This window comes from Nocardia sp. NBC_01329, from assembly GCF_035956715.1.
Lineage (GTDB): Bacteria > Actinomycetota > Actinomycetes > Mycobacteriales > Mycobacteriaceae > Nocardia.
In genome coordinates this window covers 3219752-3240552 of record NZ_CP108381.1, presented here as the reverse complement: position 1 = coordinate 3240552, position 20801 = coordinate 3219752, and the positions used below count along the sequence as shown (strand labels likewise).

The 20801-nt window shown below is 65.2% G+C and carries 19 protein-coding genes and 1 pseudogene; 13 read left to right on the top strand and 7 right to left on the bottom strand.

The window, feature by feature from the left end:
• Nucleotides 1–942: 942 nt before the first annotated feature.
• Genes OG405_RS14755 through OG405_RS14710 form a run of 10 tightly spaced genes read left to right on the top strand, consistent with a single transcriptional unit; the run spans nucleotide 943 to nucleotide 10290 of the window.
• Nucleotides 943–1116 (top strand): hypothetical protein, encoded by a 174-nt coding sequence (locus OG405_RS14755; RefSeq protein WP_327147074.1) that lies wholly within the window; start codon nucleotides 943–945, stop codon nucleotides 1114–1116.
• Nucleotides 1117–1119: 3 nt separating this feature from the next.
• Complete coding sequence (gene dnaK / locus OG405_RS14750) at nucleotides 1120–3000, top strand: molecular chaperone DnaK (RefSeq protein ID WP_327147073.1); 1881 nt, start codon at nucleotides 1120–1122, stop codon at nucleotides 2998–3000.
• A gap of 8 nt (nucleotides 3001–3008) precedes the next feature.
• Entirely contained in the window at nucleotides 3009–3533 is a 525-nt protein-coding gene (locus tag OG405_RS14745; protein ID WP_327147072.1) for a nucleotide exchange factor GrpE, read from the top strand.
• Between the two features lie 6 nt (nucleotides 3534–3539).
• Complete coding sequence (locus tag OG405_RS14740) at nucleotides 3540–4460, top strand: J domain-containing protein (protein WP_327147071.1); 921 nt, start codon at nucleotides 3540–3542, stop codon at nucleotides 4458–4460.
• Nucleotides 4457–4786, top strand: coding sequence for a chaperone modulator CbpM (locus OG405_RS14735; RefSeq protein ID WP_327147070.1), 330 nt, complete (start codon nucleotides 4457–4459; stop codon nucleotides 4784–4786). The genes OG405_RS14740 and OG405_RS14735 overlap by 4 nt, the downstream gene beginning before the upstream one ends.
• Nucleotides 4768–7401, top strand: a complete 2634-nt coding sequence (gene clpB / locus OG405_RS14730) for an ATP-dependent chaperone ClpB (RefSeq protein ID WP_327147069.1) — start codon at nucleotides 4768–4770, stop codon at nucleotides 7399–7401. The genes OG405_RS14735 and clpB overlap by 19 nt, the downstream gene beginning before the upstream one ends.
• A gap of 14 nt (nucleotides 7402–7415) precedes the next feature.
• The gene (gene trxA / locus OG405_RS14725; RefSeq protein ID WP_327147068.1) at nucleotides 7416–7868 is read left to right on the top strand and encodes a thioredoxin; all 453 of its coding nucleotides are present in this window, start codon (nucleotides 7416–7418) and stop codon (nucleotides 7866–7868) included.
• Complete coding sequence (locus tag OG405_RS14720; RefSeq protein WP_327147067.1) at nucleotides 7865–8131, top strand: UBP-type zinc finger domain-containing protein; 267 nt, start codon at nucleotides 7865–7867, stop codon at nucleotides 8129–8131. The genes trxA and OG405_RS14720 overlap by 4 nt, the downstream gene beginning before the upstream one ends.
• Nucleotides 8109–9836, top strand: a complete 1728-nt coding sequence (locus OG405_RS14715) for an FAD-dependent oxidoreductase (protein WP_327147066.1) — start codon at nucleotides 8109–8111, stop codon at nucleotides 9834–9836. The genes OG405_RS14720 and OG405_RS14715 overlap by 23 nt, the downstream gene beginning before the upstream one ends.
• 13 nt (nucleotides 9837–9849) lie before the next feature.
• A complete protein-coding gene (locus OG405_RS14710) occupies nucleotides 9850–10290 on the top strand; it encodes a DUF1931 family protein (protein ID WP_327152342.1) in 441 nt (146 codons plus the stop codon).
• A 590-nt stretch (nucleotides 10291–10880) separates the two neighbouring features.
• Here the strand turns inward: OG405_RS14710 and OG405_RS14705 are convergent.
• From OG405_RS14705 to OG405_RS14685, 5 genes and pseudogenes are all read right to left on the bottom strand, one after another.
• Nucleotides 10881–11573 (bottom strand): hypothetical protein, encoded by a 693-nt coding sequence (locus tag OG405_RS14705; protein WP_327147065.1) that lies wholly within the window; start codon nucleotides 11571–11573, stop codon nucleotides 10881–10883.
• Between the two features lie 375 nt (nucleotides 11574–11948).
• Nucleotides 11949–12130, bottom strand: a pseudogene (locus tag OG405_RS14700) (winged helix-turn-helix domain-containing protein); the annotation flags it as partial.
• Nucleotides 12131–12193: 63 nt separating this feature from the next.
• Nucleotides 12194–13099, bottom strand: coding sequence for a formylglycine-generating enzyme family protein (locus OG405_RS14695; protein WP_327152341.1), 906 nt, complete (start codon nucleotides 13097–13099; stop codon nucleotides 12194–12196).
• A gap of 29 nt (nucleotides 13100–13128) precedes the next feature.
• On the bottom strand, nucleotides 13129–15480 hold the full coding sequence (locus OG405_RS14690; RefSeq protein ID WP_327152340.1) for an arylsulfatase: 2352 nt from the start codon (nucleotides 15478–15480) through the stop codon (nucleotides 13129–13131).
• A 386-nt stretch (nucleotides 15481–15866) separates the two neighbouring features.
• Nucleotides 15867–16496: a lipocalin family protein gene (locus tag OG405_RS14685; RefSeq protein WP_327147064.1), complete on the bottom strand. Its 630-nt coding sequence runs from the start codon at nucleotides 16494–16496 to the stop codon at nucleotides 15867–15869.
• A 343-nt stretch (nucleotides 16497–16839) separates the two neighbouring features.
• Between OG405_RS14685 and OG405_RS14680 the strand changes: the two genes are divergently transcribed.
• From OG405_RS14680 to OG405_RS14670, 3 genes are read left to right on the top strand one after another with little or no spacing between them, the layout of a single operon-like run.
• Nucleotides 16840–17433 (top strand): hypothetical protein, encoded by a 594-nt coding sequence (locus OG405_RS14680; protein WP_327147063.1) that lies wholly within the window; start codon nucleotides 16840–16842, stop codon nucleotides 17431–17433.
• On the top strand, nucleotides 17426–18370 hold the full coding sequence (locus OG405_RS14675; RefSeq protein ID WP_327147062.1) for an ABC transporter ATP-binding protein: 945 nt from the start codon (nucleotides 17426–17428) through the stop codon (nucleotides 18368–18370). The genes OG405_RS14680 and OG405_RS14675 overlap by 8 nt, the downstream gene beginning before the upstream one ends.
• Before the next feature lie 5 nt (nucleotides 18371–18375).
• On the top strand, nucleotides 18376–19170 hold the full coding sequence (locus OG405_RS14670; RefSeq protein WP_327147061.1) for an ABC transporter permease: 795 nt from the start codon (nucleotides 18376–18378) through the stop codon (nucleotides 19168–19170).
• Between the two features lie 37 nt (nucleotides 19171–19207).
• Here the strand turns inward: OG405_RS14670 and OG405_RS14665 are convergent, their stop codons facing one another.
• Nucleotides 19208–19588 carry a sporulation protein gene (locus tag OG405_RS14665; protein ID WP_327147060.1) on the bottom strand — a complete coding sequence of 127 codons (381 nt, stop codon included), beginning with the start codon at nucleotides 19586–19588 and terminating at the stop codon, nucleotides 19208–19210.
• 29 nt (nucleotides 19589–19617) lie between these two features.
• Nucleotides 19618–20547: a universal stress protein gene (locus tag OG405_RS14660; protein ID WP_327147059.1), complete on the bottom strand. Its 930-nt coding sequence runs from the start codon at nucleotides 20545–20547 to the stop codon at nucleotides 19618–19620.
• Between the last annotated feature and the right edge of the window lie 254 nt (nucleotides 20548–20801).

The window sequence follows — 20801 nt, the reverse complement described above, 5'->3', positions numbered from 1 at the left end:
CTCCGGCTACTCGAATTCTCTCGACTCGCGGATGAATTCACTGCTCGCAGTCACCGCGCTGGACTATGCCGTTGGTGTCGTGGTGAGATCGCCGGCGGATCGGCCGGAGGCGCCGGTGCACATCGGTGTAATTCGCTGAATTGCTTGTCATGCAGGGATACTCGGTGCCCGTGCGATCGGTTGCGATGCTGTGACTACAACCCGAGCGGCGCTGGTCTGAAACCGAAGTGGGTTTCCGATCCGGCACGGTTCACTATCGCCGGGGGCCTGACGCTCTACCTGAGGCTGAGGCAGCGGTATTCCGCACGGTTTCGGAGAATCTGTTATCAGGGCCGAATCGCCTTTTGCTTTCGACATATCGGAACCTTGTCACGCGACGCGTCGGCTGCGATAATTCCTTGCATCGGGAGTTCTACTCGCGGAAGCACCATGTAGCGGCTGATGCATCGAGCCCGTGGATGCGAGCCACTCGAGAGGCTGGCCTGGAGCCGCCGGTAGTGGAGTGTCGCCGTCTCCCGGTTTCGTCGTATGCCCACAGGCGGATGAAGAATTCTGGGCGGTTGGGCCGTGGACTCAACCCTGTTGACCGACGTCGAACCGGTACATGCGCGGTTCGGTGAACCTCGAGTCATCGACGCCGAGGGGGCGTGATGTCAGAGTCCAGTGCCGGGGCCGCCGCGGTAGGTCCGGGTCGACCGGCATGTCGGGTAGCGACGCGGATTGCTACGCCGACGCGGGAAGCGCCGTCTACTTCGCCGACCGGCCTTGCACAGTGAACGAACCGGCGATCGCCGGACGTGATGTCGACCGGTTGTCGGCCGGTTCGACGACGGCTGGGCAGCCCTGCGAGGTGCCGCCGCGGGCGCGCTGTTCGCTGTTTACTCGGCTGAGTCCCACCGCTGCTCGTGGGCTTGGGGGGCCGCCTACGGGCGCGCGTTCTCGGTGCTGTCGTTCGGCGCCCTGCTCGGCCCGCTCGCTGGTGCGCTGCAGGGCGGTCGGCGCGACTTCACCTCGATCCAGTCATTACAACCACGTCACCACGAGGCCCTGGCCGACGTCGACGCCGCGGACGAAGCCGTCGGCCTGCTCGCCGGCCGGACCGATCGAAGGGAATGAGTCATGGCAACTGCAGTAGGTATCGATCTGGGCACCACCAACTCGGTCATTGCGAGCTGGCAAGGCGGCGAGGCGGTGGTGATCTCCAATGTCGAGGGAGCACGGACGACGCCGTCGGTGGTGGCGTTCACCGAGAGCGGCGAGCGCTTGGTGGGTCAGCTCGCCCGGCGGCAGGCGATCTTGAATCCGAAGGGCACGATCTACTCGGCGAAACGCTTCATCGGACGTCATTTCGACGAGATCTCCGAGGAGGCCAAGGCGGTGAGTTTCGACGTCGTGCCGGGGGACAACGGTGAGGCGCGATTCGACGTGCGGGGTAAGAAATACGCGCCGGAGGAGATCAGTGCCCTGGTGCTGCGCAAGCTCGTCGACGACGCGAGCAAGTTCCTCGGTGAGAAGGTCAAGGAAGTGGTCATCACCGTTCCCGCCTATTTCAACGACGCGCAGCGCAATGCCACCAAGGACGCCGGCCGCATCGCCGGCCTCGAAGTTCTGCGGATCATCAATGAGCCGACCGCCGCGGCACTGGCGTACGGCATGGACAAGCAGACCCATGAGACCGTGCTGGTTTTCGACCTCGGTGGCGGCACGTTCGATGTGAGTCTGCTCGATGTCGGCGAGGGGGTGGTCGAGGTGCGTTCCACGGCCGGTGACTCCCACCTCGGCGGCGACGATTTCGATCGACGTCTGGTGGACTACCTCGCCGATGAATTCCAGAGTGCGGAGAATATCGATCTGCGCAAGGACCCGCAGGCGTTGCAGCGCCTGTTCGAGGCGGCGGAGAAGGCCAAGGTCGAGTTGTCCTCGGTGAGTCAGGCCCAGGTCAATCTGCCTTTCGTGACCGCTGACGCGAACGGTCCCAAGCATCTCACCACCACGATCATGCGTTCGAAGTTCGAGGATCTGACGGCTGATCTGGTGGAACGCTGCCTCGATCCGGTGAAGCAGGCGATGAGTGACGCGAAGGTCACCGCCAACGATATCGACGAGGTCATCCTGGTCGGTGGTTCGACACGTATTCCGGCGGTGCAGGCGCTGGTGCGCCGGCTCACCGGCGGCAAGGACCCCAATATGAGCGTCAACCCCGACGAGGTCGTGGCGCTCGGTGCCGCAGTTCAGGCGGGCGTGCTCAAAGGCGAGGTCTCCGATGTGCTGCTGCTCGATGTCACCCCGTTGTCCCTCGGGGTCGAAACCCAGGGCGGGGTGATGACGACGATCATCGAGCGCAACACGACGATCCCGGCCCGGCGCAGTGAAGTGTTCTCCACCGCGGAGGACAACCAGTCGGCAGTGGATGTCGTGGTGCTGCAGGGCGAACGCGAACGAGCCGCGGACAACCGGGTGCTGGGCCGGTTCCGGCTGGAAGACATCCGCCCCGCGCCCCGGGGGGAGGCCCAGGTCGAAGTCACTTTCGATATCGACGCCAACGGCATCCTCAATGTCACCGCTCGCGACAAGGACACCGGCAAGGAACAGAGCATCACGATCAGTGAGCAGGGCAATCTGGATCAGGGTGAGGTCGAGCGCATGCTGGCCGAGGCCGAACGGAACCGGAGTGAGGACGAGGCGCTACGGAAGGCGGTCGATGCGCGCAACGCCCTCGATTCGGTGGCCTATCAGGTGGAACGTCGACTGGCCGAACTCGGTGACAGTGCCCCACCGCACGACAGGGCACGCGCCGAGATGCTGATCGCCGACGCCAGGAAGGCTGTGAACGACGGTGCTTCACCGGCGGAGGTCGCGCCACTCACCTCGGAGTTGCAGCAGTTGCTGTACGGGCTCGCACCGGTCCAGGCAGGCGGTGACGGACATCGGGCCGGTAGTGGAGACACCGCGTCGTCGGCGGACGACGACGTGATCGACGCCGAATTCGATCGAAGCTGAGGCACGCGATGGAAAGGTCTGCAGATCGTTCGACAACCGAGCCGGCTACCGAGGGTACGGACCGGGATCAGGCCGAGACGCCGCCTGATCTTACCGGTACGGAGTCCGAGTCGGCTCAGCTCGAGGACCGCTGGCGCAGGGCCCTCGCGGATCTGGACAACCTGCGCAAACGCTACGCCAAGGATCTGGGCCGGGAACGCGCTGCGGAGGTGGCGAAGGTTTCCGCGGCGTGGCTGCCGGTCCTGGACAATCTGGAGCTCGCGCTGGCCCATTCCGGTAGCGATCCCCAGGCGGTCGTCGAGGGTGTGAAGGCGATCCGGGATCAGGCGGTGCAGGTGCTGTCACAGTTCGGTTTCGAGCGCCACGACGAGGTCGGTGTGCCGTTCTCCCCGGAACTGCACGAAGTGGTCGGTGTGGTGGACCGCCCCGACCTTGATTCCGGAACCGTCGTCGAGGTCGTGCGTCCGGGCTACGGCGAGGACGGGCGGCAGTTGCGTCCCGCCGCGGTGGTCGTCAGCCGACCCGAGGGGTGAGTAGCGATGGCGCGCGATTACTACGAAGTTCTCGGAGTCCCGCGTGGCGCCGGCGCCGACGAAATCCAGCAGGCGTACCGCAAGCTGGCTCGCAAGTATCACCCCGATGTGAACAAGGACCCCGCTGCGGAGGACACGTTCAAAGAGGTGAACGAGGCCTACCAGGTGTTGTCCGACCCGGACACCCGCACACGCTACGACCGATTCGGTGCCGACTTCCGGCGAGTGCCCGAGGACTACGACGAACGGGTCCGGGCAAGCGCCGGTGGATACGGTGGCGGGGGGTATGGCGGCGGGGGCGGAAGGGTGCACTTCGGTCGAGGTTTCGGTGGCCAGGGCCCCGTCGACTTCGAGGACCTCTTCGGACAGATGTTCTCCGGCGGTGGCGGGTATGGGCCGATTCCCGGAGCGGATCAGGAAGCAGAACTGGAACTGCCCCTGGAAGAGGCGTATCGAGGCGGAAAACGCACTCTCGGACTGGACGGACGACAGTACGACGTCGACATTCCGGCCGGTGTCCTGGACGGGCAGCGAATCCGGCTGGCCGGTCAGGGCGGCCGGGGTAGCGGTGATGCGCCGCCCGGGGATCTGTACCTCGTGGTGCGGATCAAGCCACATACCCGGTTCCGGGTGCAAGGCCGCGACATCTACGTCGACCTGCCCGTATCGCCCTGGGAGGCTGTCCTCGGCGCGACCGTCGTCGTGCCCACCCCGGGCGGCGAGGCGAAAGTCAAAGTGGTGCCGGGCTCGTCGACGGGTCGGAAGCTGCGGCTGCGCGGCGAAGGAATGCCCAATCCGCGGGGCGCCGCCGGCAACCTCTACGCCGAGATCAAAGTGATGGTGCCGTCGAAACCGACAGCACGCGAGCGGGACCTGTTCGAGCAGCTGGCCGCCGAATCGAACTTCGATCCGAGGAAAGTGAAATGAGCACTCCACTGCCGCGCGCCCGGTACGTCTTGGTTCGCCGTACCGGATTGTCGCCGGATGCCTTCGCCGAACGAACCGGGCTACACCCCGAACTGGCCCGAAAACTGGTCGCTCTCGGACTGCTCGACGCCCACCGCGATGCCGGCGGCGAGATGTCGTTCGAACCATCCGAAGTGGCCCACGCCGCCCGTATCCAGCGGCTGCGAACCGGTCTGGGCCTGAACTACTCGGCAATCGGGCTCGTGCTCGATCTGCTGGATCGAATCGAGGAACTCGAAGCCGCTTCCCGCAGAAGGAGGACGCCCCCATGGACACCGGCAGCTTGACCGAGAAGTCACGAGAAGCTCTGCAGGAAGCCCAGAATGTAGCGACCAGAATGGGTCACACCGAGGTCGACGGTGAGCACCTGCTGCTCGCATTGGTCGACCAGCAGCAAGGACTGGTACCCAGACTGCTCGAGCAGGCCGGCGCGGACGTCGATGCCCTGCGATCCGATCTGGAGCGTGAACTGTCGCGCAGACCGAAGGTCAGCGGACCCGGCGCGACGCCGGGCCAGGTGATGATCACCCAGCGCCTGGCCAAGCTGCTCGACGCCGCGGAACGGGAGTCGAAGCGACTCAAGGACTCCTATGTCTCGGTGGAACATCTCGTGATGGCCCTCTCCGAGGAAGGGTCGGCCAGTGCGGCCGGGCGGGTCCTCGCGAGTCACGGCGTCACGCGAGAATCGTTCCTCGCCGCCTTGACCGCAGTGCGTGGCAATCAACGCGTCACCTCGGCGACCCCGGAAGGTGCGTACGAGGCCTTGGAGAAGTACGGACGCGACCTCGTCTCCGAAGGACGGGCAGGCAAACTCGATCCGGTCATCGGCCGAGATGCCGAGATCCGCAGGGTGACGCAGATCCTGAGCCGGAAGACGAAGAACAATCCAGTACTGATCGGCGACCCCGGGGTCGGTAAGACCGCGATCGTCGAGGGCCTCGCCCAGCGGATCGTCCGCGGCGACGTGCCCGAGGGCCTGCGCGACAAGACGATCTTCTCGCTCGATATGGGTTCGCTGGTAGCCGGTGCGAAATACCGCGGCGAGTTCGAGGAACGACTGCAAGCGGTGCTGTCCGAGGTCAAGGCGGCCGAGGGCCGCATCCTGTTGTTCGTCGACGAATTGCATACCGTGGTGGGCGCGGGATCGGTCGGCGGTGAGGGGTCGCTCGACGCCGGCAATATGCTCAAACCGATGCTCGCCCGCGGTGAACTGCACATGATCGGTGCCACCACACTCGACGAGTATCGCAAGCACGTCGAATCCGACGCGGCCCTGGAGCGCCGCTTCCAGACCGTTCTGGTCGACGAACCCACCGTCGAGGACGCGGTCTCGATCCTGCGCGGTCTCCGGGAACGCCTGGAGGTGTTTCACGGCGTGAAGATCCAGGACGGCGCGCTGGTGGGCGCTGTAACCCTCTCGCACCGATACATCACCGACCGCTTCCTCCCGGACAAAGCGATCGACCTGGTGGATGAGGCCTGCGCGCGACTGCGCACCGAAATAGATTCGATGCCCGCCGAACTCGACGAACTGACCCGTAAAGTCACCCGCCTGGAAATCGAAGAGGCCGCGCTGTCCAAGGAATCGGACGCGGCCAGCAAGGCGCGCCTCGAAGAGCTGCGCAAAGAACTGGCCGACCTGAGAGCCGAAGCCGACGCCCGGCACGCGCAGTGGGAGGCGGAGCGGCAGGCGATCCGGCGGGTGCAGGAACTGCGCGGAGAGCTGGAACGACTGCGCCACGAAGCCGAGGAAGCGGAGCGCAACTACGACCTCAATCGGGCCGCCGAGCTGCGGTACGGCGAGATCACCGAGCTGGAACGCAGGCTCGAGGCGGCCGAGGAGCAACTGGCCACCCGACAAGGCGGGAATCCGTTGCTGCGCGAGGTTGTCACCGAAGACGAAATCGCAGAGATCGTGGCCGCATGGACGGGTATCCCCGTCGCCCGGTTACAGGAAGGCGAGCGGGAGAAGTTGCTCAAGCTCGACGAGATTCTGCACGAAAGGGTCGTCGGCCAGGACGAGGCGGTGCAACTGGTCGCAGACGCGGTGATCCGGGCGCGCTCCGGTATCCGCGACCCGCGCCGCCCGATCGGCTCGTTCATCTTCCTGGGTCCGACCGGCGTGGGAAAGACCGAGCTCGCAAAAACACTGGCCGGTGCCCTCTTCGACAGCGAAGACAATATGGTGCGCCTGGACATGAGCGAATATCAGGAGCGGCACACGGTGAGCAGGCTCATCGGCGCGCCCCCCGGGTACGTCGGATACGACGAGGGCGGCCAGCTCACCGAGGCGGTGCGCCGCAAGCCGTACTCGGTGGTGCTCTTCGACGAGATCGAGAAGGCCCACGCCGACGTCTTCAATACCCTGCTGCAGGTGCTCGATGACGGCCGGATCACCGATTCTCAGGGCAGGCAGGTCGATTTCCGCAACACCGTGATAATCATGACGTCCAATATCGGATCCCATCACCTCCTCGACGGCGTCACAGCCAACGGCGAGATCAAACCCGACGCACGCGAGCGGGTGCTGGGGGAACTGCGTGGTCACTTCCGTCCCGAGTTCCTCAACCGGGTCGACGATATCGTGTTGTTCACACCGCTCACCCTGCCCCAGATCGAGCACATTGTGGAGCTACAACTCATCGACCTTCGGAACAGGTTGGCACAGAGGCAAATTGACTTGGATATCACTGCGGAGGCACGCCGGCTCATCGCCGAACACGGTTTCGATCCGGTCTACGGCGCGCGGCCCCTGCGGCGATACATCGCCCACGAGGTCGAGACCAAGATAGGTCGCGCGCTGTTGCGTGGCGAGATCGAGCCGGGAGGCGCCATCCGTGTCACGGTGGACGGCGGTGAGCTCGCCGTCGCCTATACCGAACCCGCTGTCGCGGCGGCGTGAGAAGAGGTGCCGTCATGAGATCCGAAACGGTGAAATGTCCGAACTGCGGCAAGATGAACAAGGTCCCGGCAGCAGGAACAGGGACACCGCGCTGCGGGAACTGCCACGAGCCGCTGCCCTGGATCGCCTCGGCAGCAGATGACGACTTCGCGGAGATCGCCGAGACATCCTCGGTGCCTGTGCTCGTCGACCTCTGGGCGACCTGGTGCGGCCCGTGCCGCATGGTCAGCCCGGCGCTCGAACAGCTCGCCAGGGAACGCGCGGGTCAGATCAAGCTGGTGAAGACCGACGTGGATGCTGCGCCCGAGACCGCCGAACGGTTCACCGTCCGCGCCGTACCGACTCTGCTCGTGATGGACCGGGGCGAGGTCCTGGCACGTCAGGCGGGCGCCGCTCCGGTACCACAACTGCGCGCCTGGCTCGATCAGGCGCTCTCGGAAAAGGCAGGCAAGGAGACGAAGCCATGACTTCTGTACCTGTGGACCCACACGTGACCGCGATCCGGCCCGTCGTACCCCGTACTCCCCAGGGCTGCGAGGAATGTCTTCGCCTCGGCACCCCATGGGTACATCTGAGGTTGTGCCTGACGTGCGGACACGTCGGTTGCTGCGACTCCTCACCGGGCAAGCACGCGAGCGCGCACGCTCGCGTCATCGGTCATCCGATCGTCCAGTCGATGGAGCCGGGTGAAGATTGGCGCTGGTGTTATGTCGACCAGAACCTCGTCTGAGGACACCACTCCCGTCCGCGAAATCCCGCAGGTCGATGACGAGACTCCCGATGAGCTGGGAGCATTCCCGCGGCTGACGGACGACCAGGTCGCGACGCTCGAGGTCGGTGGTGCGCGTCGACCGGTTCGCGCCGGCGAGGTGCTGACCCGAGAGGGCGAGCCCAGCCAGGATTTCTTCGTGATCCTCTCGGGCAAGGTCGCGATCATCGACGAGGGCGACGGAGAAAGCGAACGCCGGATACTGCGGGTGCACGGTCCCGGACGATTCCTGGGCGAGCTCGGGCTGCTGGAAGGCCAGGTGGCGTTCTTCACCGCCGAGGCGATGGAGGACGGCGAGATACTCGTCGTCCCGGCCGAGCGGGTGCGTGAACTGGTGGCTCACGATCTCGTGCTCAGCGATCTGATCCTGCGCGCCTACCTGGTGCGCCGGCACCTACTGATCGGGCTCGGTTCGGGGTTCCGGATAATCGGCTCCTGCTATTCACCCGACACGCTGCGGCTTCGCGAGTTCGCCATGCGAAACCGATTGCCCCACAGGTGGATCGATGTGGAGCAGGACGAGAGGGCCGAGCAACTGCTGCGCAGCCTGGAAGTCGCTCCCGAGGACACACCGGTCGTGATCTGGCACGGCGAGAAGGTGCTGCGGAATCCGCCGAACGCCGAACTCGCCCGCGTCGTCGGGCTTCCGGTTCCGGACACGGTCCGGGACGCCACCCAGGACGTGTGCGACCTCGTCGTGGTCGGGGCGGGACCGGCCGGTCTGGCCGCTTCCGTGTACGGCGCTTCGGACGGATTGAACACGGTGACACTGGAGTCGGTCGCCGCGGGCGGGCAGGCCAGTACCTCCTCCCGGATCGAGAACTACCTCGGGTTCCCGGCCGGTATCTCCGGCGCCGAATTGGCGGAGCGGGCCGTGATCCAGGCCGGGAAGTTCGGCGCCCGGCTGCTGGTGTCAGCGGAGGTGACCGGTTTGGTGCCCGAGGACGGGCATCACGCCCTCCCGCTCGCGGACGGCGGTGTGGTTCGCGGCCGGGCCGTCGTGCTCGCCACCGGGGCGCGATACCGCAAGCTGACGGTCCCGGGGATCGAGGCGCTGGAGGGAACGAGCGTGTACTACGCCGCGACCCATCAGGAAGCGCGGATGTGCGGCACCGACCCGGTGGCCATCGTCGGCGGCGGAAACTCCGCCGGACAGGCCACCGTTTTTCTCGCGGACGGTGTCTCCCACGTTCACCTGCTCATCCGCAGCAGTGACCTCGGAAAGAGTATGTCCCGGTATCTGGTCGACCAGATCGAGCGCCATCCGCGGGTGACCGTGCACCGGAATACCGAGGTTCGTACGGTCCACGGGGAGAAGTACCTCGAAGAGATCATGGTCGAGAACAATCACACGGGGGAGCAGGACACCCTCCGGGTGCGCGCCCTGTTCGTCTTCATCGGGGCGATGCCCTACACCGGGTGGCTGGCCGACACGATCGCACTCGACGACCACGGTTTCGTCCTCACGGGCATGGACGCGGTCCACGTCCGTGAGGACGGCAACCGGCGGATCGGCGACCGGTCGCCGAGGACGCTCGAAACAAGCTTGCCCGGCCTGTTCGCCACAGGCGACGTCCGTAGCGGCTCCGTGAAGCGGGTCGCATCCGCTGTCGGCGAAGGCGCGATGGCGGTTCGCCAAATCCATGAATACTTCGACAGGAGCTGACGCCATGCCAGTAATGGGTACCGTGAAATTCCAGCAATTCTTCCGCGCAGCGGCCGGCCTGCACGTCGACCGAAACGATCTGAAGCGCTACACGGATTTCGTCGACGACAAGATCTACGACCTGATACTCATCGGCAAAGCGTCGGCAAAGGCAAATCTGAGGGACGTGATCGAACCGTGGGACCTGCCGATCACCAAGGGACTGCAGGAGAGCATCCACCGGTTCGAGAAATTGGACCAGGAGATCGAACTACAGTCCGTGCTCGATCAACTGACGGCCCGGCCGCCGTTGGACATGACCCTCTCCGAGGCGACCGAGCAGCGACTGCCGCGGATCGCCGGGGGCTTGAGCGTGGCACTCGCGCACACATTCGTCACGATCGAGCCGGACCGTAAGAACCCCGGGACCGCCGAATGGAACATCGCCTTCGACATCTTCCATCTCCTGCTCTGACCACCAGCCTGCCACGGCGCGTCCGGTGCCGACTGGCGAAGGCCGCTGTGTCCGATGAGCCGATGCCCTGGGCGCACCGACATGCGGCTTGCCTGTTAGAGCGTTGGGGCAGACCGGGAGCTACGCTTGGTTGACAACCAGGACTTTTCGGTGGTTGATCGCGTGGGCGCAATACACCGGCACCCACAGCCTTCAAGAAGTGCGCGGCCGAGACGAAGCCGTAGTCGGACACGTGCACCCAGTCCTCGGACATGAATTCTCGGATGCGGGTGGCATCGTTGGACACGATCGCCGCGATCCAGTTCTCCGCCAGCGTTCTGATCTCTTGCTCGGGCGAATCGTATGGGGTCTCGATCTGTGTCGTAGTCATGGCCGCAACGCTAACGACATCATTCGGGGCCCGGCTTGGACGAATGGGACCGAGCCTCCAGCGGCTCGAATGAACTTTCCTGTCCGGTCGGTTACCAGTTACCAGTTCCTGGCCGACGAAGCCGAGGTGGCCGGAGAACCGATGGCCGTCCCCAACGGTTGTCCGAGCAGAACTCGGCAAGGCGCGGCGCGTCTTGCCGAGTCCCGTAGGGATTTCGGTGTCACAGACCGTTCACCGAATTGTGGAACTGGATTGCGCTGGCGATGCCTACCGGTACACCGATGACGATCATGCCGGCGGCGGCACCGAGCGTGATGCCCACGGCGGCGCCGGCGATGCACAGGCCGATCGGCCCGGCGAAGAAGGTCGGCACCACCAGGGGTGCTCCGATGATTGCGCCGGCGACGCAACCGAGGGCTCCGCCGACCAGCGATCCGAGCAGGGTTCCGACCGAGGTCGCGAGTCCGAACTGAGTGGCTGCCGTGCTGAGCGCGGTATTGGGGTCGACACCCTCGATGTGCTCGATATCGACCGGCTGCAACATGGTGGCAGGACGTGCGTCGGCGGGATCGACACTCGGCGTGAAGGTCGCGGTGTTTCCGTCGATGCGTGCGGCGATGGGCCATTCACGGCCGTCTTTGAGATAGGTCAGGGGCATGCCCGCGACCATGCGGCCCTCGTTGTCGAGTACCTGGAACTGCGTGCCCTGAGTTGTGAGAGAACCCGCGTCGGTGCGAAGTACCACGGAGTTGTCGACAACATTCGCCGTGTAGTGGATTCCGGGCAGAATATCGGTCTGCACCGTAGTGCCCGAGGGCGGCGTGGGTACAGGTGCGGGTGCGGCGTATGCCGAACCGGCGGTCAGGCCCACGGTAGCTGCCACCAAAACCGACGCGGCGGTGAGGGATTTCATAATCATGTACTCGGTTACACACTTTCCTGTCACGCGGACCATCATTACGAAGTGAAAGGTCCGGAAACGTTACGCAAGCCCCGGATGAGGCCCGTAGAATTCGATCACGAAATTCCATGAGAATCCGTATGGGCGCCGTTAAATAACGCCGATCACCGTCAACAGAACGTCAGGGCGTTCCCCGGAGGTCGACCACTCGACGGTTCGCCTTCTCGGTGATCCGCTGGAGATCGTTGTTCCGTACATCGTCCCTACGGACTCGGCCGAGGTATCGCGGCTCCTCCCGTCCGGATTCTTCGAATCGGACGGCCGTCGACCCGTGGGCGTCACGACGACGCGAAGATCCACGTCCGGGTCTCCACACCGGCCGCGCAGATTGTCTTCGAGTTTGCGGCGCAACTGGGCCAGATATACGCGTAGATAATGAGTCTCTGCTGTGTAACCAGGCCCCAGATCTCACGGAGTATCTCCCGTTGACCGACCAGCTTTCCGCGATTCCGGGCGAGTATTTCGAGCATGCTCCACTCGGTCGGTGTGAGGTGGACCGTCTCACCGTTGGTGCGGTACGAGGTGTTGAGCAGGTGGTCGTGGCGACGCTGGAACAACGGTGATAGCGGGCATCACGGCTCTGTGTCGCGGAGGACGCAGCGGAAGCCGAGGTGGCAGGTGGCCGTGTCCTCGGTCTGTGGTTGCCGGGCGGCGGGCCGGTAGCGCAGGCAGTAGTTGGCTGCGCACAGATACGAGCCGCCCTTGACGACATGGTGCGGAAAGTGTTGCGCCGATGCGGATTCCGACGTATCGACGCGTGGGTTCAACGGGGCGCAGCAGGTCGGCGCCGGATGATGGGAGTGGAAGTAGTCGGCCGTCCATTCCCACACGTTGCCGGTCGTATCCGAGAGACCGTAGCCGTTGGGCGCGTAGATGCCGACTGCCGTTGTGCCGGGTACGCGCGCCTGCCCGCGGCCCGGGTGGAATTGCCAGGGGAAGGCGCCGACCCAGATATTGGCCATGCGCCGCCCGGTGGGTTCGAACTCATCACCCCAGACGAAGGTGGCCGAGTCCAGCCCGCCACGTGCCGCGTACTCCCATTCGGCCTCCGTCGGCAATTGTTTGCCGGCCCAGGCCGCGTACGCCGCGGCGTCGTCGTAGGCGACCTGGGTGACCGGGTGGCGGTCGAGTCCGTCGAGTGTGCTGCCCGGCCCGCGTGGGTGGCGCCAGTTCGCGCCGGGGACATACCGCCACCACAGTCGCCAGTTGTCCAGTGCCACCGGCCCTGCGGTGGGCCGGAAGACCAGTGCCCCGGGTGCCAGTTCCACCGGATCCGCGTCCGGGTAGTCCTCGACGGCGGGCGTGCGCTCGGCGACGGTGACGTATCCGGTTTGCTTCACGAAGCGTCGGAACGCCGCATTGGTCACCGGGTGCGGGTCGATGCGGAACGAGTCGATCCGCACCCGGTGCACGGGCCGTTCCTCGGGAAAGAAATCGTCCGAACCCATGGCGAATTCGCCGCCGGGTATCCGGACCATACCGCGGCGCGTGTCGGTGGGCTGTCGCTTCAATCGCGCGAAAATGCTGCCGCTGCCGCCATTTCCAGGTCCAGATAGGGTTTGCCGCTCACGTCCTCGATGACCTGATGCACGGTGCCGCCGGTGAACGGGAACGGTGACCGGTAGCGCGCGGAAACCGACTGACCGCTGTCACGGCCCACGCGGACTCCTTCTCCGACACCGGAGAACACGATGGGTTGTGTTCGCATATCGTCGAGTGAGCCGACCGGGTCCTCGTCGATGTAGAGGACGGCCTCACCGGTGGGGGTGAAGTTGTCGGACCGGGTTCCGTGCCGTTCGTACCGGATCCCGAGGACGTGATCTCCGAGCGGAACCGGGCGATCGGAAACGACGGCCTGTTCCTCCTCTCCGAGGAAGTTGTAGATGTAATGCAGATGACCGTCCTGGAGAAACAGTGTGTGCCCACCGAGCCGCCCACCGTGGGCGAACAGCACCCCCTCCGCGCCCGGGCTGGTGATGGCTGTCTCGGCGAGCAGCGCGAACGATCGGCCCTGGATCTCGAGCGCCGCACCCGGGCCGACTTCGGCAATTCCCGGATAGTAGACGGCACTGTCCCGTGACCTGGCGTATGTCGGGCGGTCGCGCATCATCGCGGAGACGATATCGAGATCGTAGAGCGGCATTCCGTTGTACTTCTCGGCCTCGGAGAACCACAGCGCCTTCATCTCCGCCAATTTCTCGGGATGAACCTCGGCCAGGTCGTGCATCTGGCTGCGGTCCTGCTCAAGATGGAACAGTTCCCAGCGGTCGGCGTCGAAATGTCCCCAGCCGGAAGGACATGCGGCATGAACGGTGTCGGCGAACCATCCGCGATGCCAGATACCGCGCGTGCCCAGCATCGAATAGAACTGGGTGTGCTTGCCGACGTCAGCTTTCGCGTCATCGAGCAACGCGCGGAAACCGACCCCCTCCAAGGGTTGCTGCGCCACATTCTTCACCGTATCCGGGGGCGTGATGCCGAGCAGTTCGTAGATGGTGGGGGTGATATCGCAGACGTTGATGTACTGATGTCGCACCTCACCCCGGGCCGCTATTCCGGCCGGCCACGACATGAGGCACGAGTCGGCGATCCCGCCTTCGTGTGAGGCGTACCGCTTGTACAACTTGTAGGGGGTGTTGAACGCCATCGCCCACCCGATGCTGTAGTGGTTGTAGGTGGTCGGCGAACCCAACTCGTCGAGCTTTGCCAAGCTGTCGTCGATCGTATCGATATAGCCGTTGAAGAATTTCATCTCGTTGACGGATCCGTTCGGACCGCCCTCGCCGCTGGCGCCGTTGTCCGAGAGAGCGACGATTATCGTATTGTCGAGTTGGCCGCTGTCCTCGAGGTAGTCGAGTAGCCGGCCGATCTGGGCATCGGTGTAGGACAGGTATCCCGCGAACACCTCTGCCTGCCTGCGGAACAGTCGCTTCTCGTCCTCCGACAGCGAATCCCACGCTCGTACCGTGTCCTGCGCCGGCCATGGCCTGCCGTCTGCGCTGGTCGCTGTCGAATAGGGGTTCATGGACGACAGTTCTGTGTTGTCCGGCACCAGACCCATGCGTTTTTGATTCGCCAGTACGATCTCGCGATATTTCTCGTATCCCATATCGAACCGGCCGCGATACTTGTCGGCCCATTCCTTCGCCACGTGGTGCGGCGCGTGACCGCATCCCGGGCACAGGTACATGAACCACGGTTTATCGGGCGCTATCACCTTGGCGTCGCGGACGAACTCGATCGACTTGTCGGCCAGATCCTTCGACAGGTGATATCCGTCCTCCGGTGTGTACGGCTGCGGGATCGGGTGATTGTCGTACACCAGATTCGGGTACCACTGATCGGCCTCGCCGCCGAGGAAGCCGTAGAAACGTTCGAATCCGCGCCCCAGCGGCCAATGTCGCTTCGACGCGGCCAGATTCTCCTCCTCCAGGGGCGTCATATGCCATTTGCCGACCGCGTATGTGTTCCATCCGCGCTCGGCGAGGACCTCCGAGCACAGTGCGGTGTCGTCCGGTATCCGGCCACACATGCTGGGGAACCCGTCGGTGAACTCTTCGATGGTTGCCATACCGACCGAAGTCGCATTCCGCCCGGTCAGTAGCGAGGCACGGCTGGGGGAGCACAGTGCGGTGGTATGAAATTGTGTGAACTGGACCCCGCGATCGGCGATGCGTTTCATATTCGGCATCTCGACCAGACCGCCGTAGCAGTCCCAGGTACCGATCCCGATATCGTCCCACACCAGATACAACACGTTCGGCGCACCTTGCGGTGCGGTCGGCTCCGCGAAAGGCGCCCAGTCGGCGACCGAATCACGGATATCGAGCGCTATATGTCCTTCGAAATCTTTGGCCATCATCCACCTCCACAAAGGAGAGCAGGTCGGTTCGCCGGTGATCTATCCTGCCGATCCAGGACCCACGCCGCATATCCCATGTACTTGACCGTCGGGTGCAGCCTCAACGCCTGAACGGAACTCCCAGCTGCGGCGACACCGCTGAGAGCCGACGACTGTTCGAGCCGACGTGCGGTGGCCGTGCTTCCTGCCGGACTCGGGGCCCGGACGGTTGCCGAGCTGCGCCTCCCGCACTCACGAAGGATACCGCCCGAGATGTGCTCAACGCCGATTCTCAGAATCGGGCCCGGAGAACTCCCTACTCCGTCGCGCGAGCTCACCGCTGACGGCCGGCGCGGTCGCGGCGCCGGACCGGATCGCGGCGCCGCGCTCGGATCACCGGCGACTCACATTGTGCAGAGGGGCCGTATATCGGTGGCGCCGCCCGGGGTGGGCGAGGTCAGCAGTAGGCAGGGATCGTACCCGCGGTCGGCCACGATCTGCCGGATCGCGCGCCAGCGTGCCGGATCGACGGCAGGTGAGCGCGACAACACGAATCCGGACAATCGAAATGGGTCCCCCACCACGGCCCAGGAGTAATCATCGGCCACAAAAGTCACGATGTAATTGGTGGGTCCGTCCAGTGAATTCTGCAACGGCACGTCCGGGAAGCTGACGTGCAGTTGTGCGCGGCTGACCGGATCGTTGACACGAGCATTTCCGACGATACGGTTCGTGGCACCGGTCCAGGTGGTGCACTGATTCTCGACACGAATGTTGCTCGCGTCGACAAGTTGGTAGTCGGCGGTGGTGTCGCGGGCGCATTCGAGGTTGTACGGCTGCGGCAAGGCGGCGACCTGGTTCCAAACACCGAGGTAACGCTGCACGTCCAAGGTTTCGATCGGCGCCAACGGCTGCCAGCCCCCGGGTGCCGCGGACCCGGTCGCCGCACTCGAACCCAGGGCCGCCGAGAACGCGGCGATCACCCCGACCGTTCTCCATAGAGCTCGTACGCCTACCCCGGCAGGTGATCTCATCGTGGCTCCTCGGTAGTCGATTCGGTTGACAGCCGCGAAAAGAGCTTCTGATCGTTCGAGAGACCCGAAGAAAGAACCTGCCGAATACTACCCGTCTGTTGTGCCCAGCAGAAGGCTTAATGGTGATCGGATACGCGGTGCGTAGTGTTCGGATCCACCGGCTCGAACTGCGGGCGGCGGAATCGGTGGCCTGTCCGCCCGCAGGCAACAGGCCGGTGAGGACTTTCGACTCTCCTGTTCCGCGGCGGCTTGCTGCATCGTGGAATAAGGCGGGTTCGTCGGCTCTCGGGTCCGCCGCCCGGCTCTGTGAACGGTAGCGAGTGCGTGAGAGGCGGCGAAGGCCATGCCACAGCCGAGGGTGTTGTCGCTGTCGGATGGCCGGTCCCGTTCCGGCGCGAACCGCGGTGTCGGGGCACGGGCACCGTTGCCGATCGGCCGGGCCTCCGCCTGTGTGTTCCGGGAGACCGTCGTCGACCGGCCTGCTGCGCTCGCGCCTTGCGTACTCATGGTGAGATTCCGGCTGCGGGCGGTGCACGGCCGCGGCCACGCCCTTTTCCGGCGTGAGAGCCTGCTCAACACCGTGCTGTTCGCCGGATTTCCGGGTCTGGTCTCCAAACTGTGGCTCGCTCACGATCAGCGCGGTGCGTACCGGGGTCTCTACGAATGGGACGGCGCTGCCGCGGCCGAGTCATACGTCCTCACCCTGTGGCGAGTACTGGCGCTCGTCAGCGTGCCCGGTTCGATCGACTATCGGGTGCTTCCCCGAATCCATCGCGCCGATCTGTTCGAGACCATCCATCCGGACGATCCTCATGCCCCGGGTGACCAGTGGTGGCGGGTGACCGGAGTCGTCCCGCCGGGTGGCCGCGTTCCCGGCGAGGAAGGACCGCCGGCGACGATCGAGCACCCGGCCGGTGACGGTGGGCGGGATGATTGAGCGGCGACCGGCGCAAGCCCCGGAACATCGGGCGGTTCACGGCGCGACAGATATTTCGATCGAGCTCACCGGGCTGACGAAGGCCTATCGACACGTGCTCGCACTGTCCGACGTGACGTTGCAGATACCCAGCGGGGTGGTCTTCGGCTATGTGGGGCCGAACGGTGCCGGTAAGACCACCACCATCCGCATCCTGGTGGGTCTGATGCGTCCGACCGGCGGTTGTGCCCGTATCCGCGGCGCCGATACGGTGCGTAACCGGGAAGCCGCGCAATGTCGTATCGGGTATCTGCCAGGGCAATTCGTCGCCTACCCGGATCTGACCGCGGGACAATATCTCGACTACCTCGCACATTTGCGCGGCGGTGTCGATCCGAGCGTACGCCGGGACATGATCGATCGGCTCGACCTGGATCCGGAGCATCGGATCGGCGCGATGTCGCACGGCAACCGGCAGAAGGTCGGTCTCGTGCAGGCGTTCATGTCCCGGCCCGACGTCCTGGTGCTGGACGAGCCGACCACCGGCCTCGATCCACTGGTGCAACGGGAGTTCCTCGCTATGGTGCGTGAGGCCCGCGACGCCGGACGCACGGTCTTCCTGTCCTCGCATGTGCTGTCGGAGGTGGAAGCGGTGGCCGATACGGTGGGCATGCTGCGAAAGGGGCGGCTGATCGAGGTCCGTTCCGTGGCCGAGCTCACCCGGCGGGCGGTGCGCCGCATCGACCTTTTGTTCGCCGCGGCGGTGCCGGACCCGGACGAGTTACTCCGGCTTCCCGGAGTTCGGCGGGTCGACCGGAGGGCGCAGCGGATACAGGTCGAAGTGCAGGGTTCGACCGCGGAACTGCTGAAAACAGTCGCCGGCTACGACGTCATCGACATCGTGAGCCGGGAACCGGATCTCGAGGAGATATTTCTCGGCTACTACGGACAGGACTGATCGTCGTGCTGCACACCGTGTATCTGAAATGCCTGCGCGATCAACGCCGCGGGCTCATCGGCTGGAGTGTGGGTATCGGTGTGCTCGTGCTGTTGGAATGTGCCCTTTGGCCGTCGATTTCGGGCATGTCGGGGATGCGGGAGTTCTTGGAGAACTATCCCGAACCGTTACGCGAGCTTTTCGACCTGGATGAATTCGGCACCGGCACCGGGTTCCTCAACGCGGAGCTGTTCAGCATGCTGCTGCCTATTCTTTTCCTGGTCTTCTCGATCGCCCGCGGTGCCAAAGCGATTGCCGGAGAGGAGGAGCAGGGCACATTGGAGGTGCTGCTGGTCACCCGGATGACGCCGGTGCGGCTCGTGCTCGAGCAGGCGGCGGTGCTCGCCACCGGTCTGCTCGCACTCGGTTCGGCGCTTTTCGGTGCGGTTGTGGCGTTCTCGGCGTTGTTCGGGCTCGATGTCTCGGTCGGGTCCGCGCTCACCGGTGCGGTGGCCATGGCGCTCATCGGTGTCGAATTCGGTTGGCTCGCCTTGGCGGTCGGCGCGGCGACCGGCAGGCGAGTTCTCGCCGTGGGTGTCACCTCGGTCGCCGCGGTGGGCGCGTACGTGCTGTATGTGGCGAGCAAACTGGTAGACGCCGTACGCCCCTGGGGAACACTCTCGCCGTTTCACCAAGCCATCGAAGGGGGTCCGCTGGGAGCCGGACTGCCCGCCGCATACGGGTGGTTGCTGCTGGCCGGGGCTCTTGCTCTGCTGGTGGGGTTGCCGATCTTCGATCGCCGGGATATCGCCGGAGTGTGACCCGGCGGGCCCGAGATCCTCACCGCGACGCCTTTTCTCATCGGTGCCGGAGTCCCCTGTGGTTCCGCGCCGCCGCGGCGTGATGGCGGTCGCGAGGCCCTGCGATGCGCAGCGCCGCAATCGTCATCGCGACCGCGACGACCCCGGCGACCGTCACCAGCTGGTTGACATCCACCGCCGGTTGCCACCGCACCCGGCCGTCGCTGACCACGTAGGCGCCGACCGGTTTGGCCCCGACACCGAAGCCGCCGCCGGAGCCCTCTTTGCCGGCGTCGTCGGTACCGGTGCCGCCGCCTCCCCCTCCGGATACCGCGGCGGCAGTGATCACGGTGACCCCGCCTCGTTCGACGGGGTCGGCGAATACTCGTCGAACAGTGATCGAGTCTTTTGCTGTGGTGAGTATGTCGTCGACCTTCATCGGTGCTCCCTGCTGTGTGTAGGACCTCTTCACCGGGCACCGTGCTCGGTGTGTGCGATCATGACGGGACAATGCGCGTGCTGGACGAGCGCGTTGCCGGTGGAACCGAGCAGCAGACCGCGGAATCCGCCTCTGCCGCGACTGCCGACAACCACGAGTTGCGCTACTTTCGACCACTCGAGGAGCTGATGCCTCGGGCCGGACAGGTATACCTTGCGAACGACGTCGACATCGGGGTATTTCTCGTCCCAACCGGCCAACTGCTCGGCCACGACAGCCTGGGCCGCAGCCGCCACATCGGGGTTCGAGATCGCGTTCGGATAGCCGAGGAGATGATCGAATCGCTGATCGCTCCAGGCATGGACGGCGATCAGCGGGGTTGCCCGCTCCGCCGCTTCGGCGAAGGCTGCCGCGACCGCGGCATCACCGGTGCGGCTCCCGTCGACACCGACCACCACCGGCAGGGCACTGTGGGACCCCTGATCCGTGGCGTTGCCCCGGACCACCACGACGCGGCCGCGCCCGTGCGCGGTGACGGCGAGCAGGGTGGAGCCGAGGTGGGCGAACGCCGAGCTCTGGCCGGATGCGCCGAGGACGACCAGATGCGCGGTGCCCGATCGCTGGATGAGCAGCCGGGAAGGATCGGCCTCGGAGACCTCGGTCCGGATGGGCAAACCGGGATCGACGGTCCTGGCGAGCGCGGCCGCGGCGGCCACGTAGTCGGCGCCGCGGCGACGGATGTTCTCGAGGACTCCGGGAACGGTCACATCGTAGAGACCGAGCGTGCTGGAGGCGGCCATGAGGTCGAGTCCGTGCACGATATGCAGCTCCCGGCGATGTCGGGTAGCGGCTTCCGCAGCCCAGAGCACCGCTCGGCCGGCGGCCTCCGACCCGTCGGTTCCCACCATGACGGCGGCCGATGCGAGCCGGCGCGGGTGATCCGTACGGTGAGCGGCCACAGCGGGAAATCCCTTCGGCGCAGCAGGTCGGTTGTTCGTAGGTTAGGTTCGCGGGCTCGCTGTCTCGCCTGTCGAAGGTCATCAATGCCGAGGTCCGAAGACAGTGGTCGGTGCGGCGTCCGGGGACAGATCCATCGCGGATCCGGCGTTACCGGAACGGGCTTGCCGAGTAGTTTCGGCGCCGCCGACCGGAGACATTCGACGCACGGTGCTGGACGCGGCGCGGCGACTTCGGTCCCTCGGTGCCGGCACGA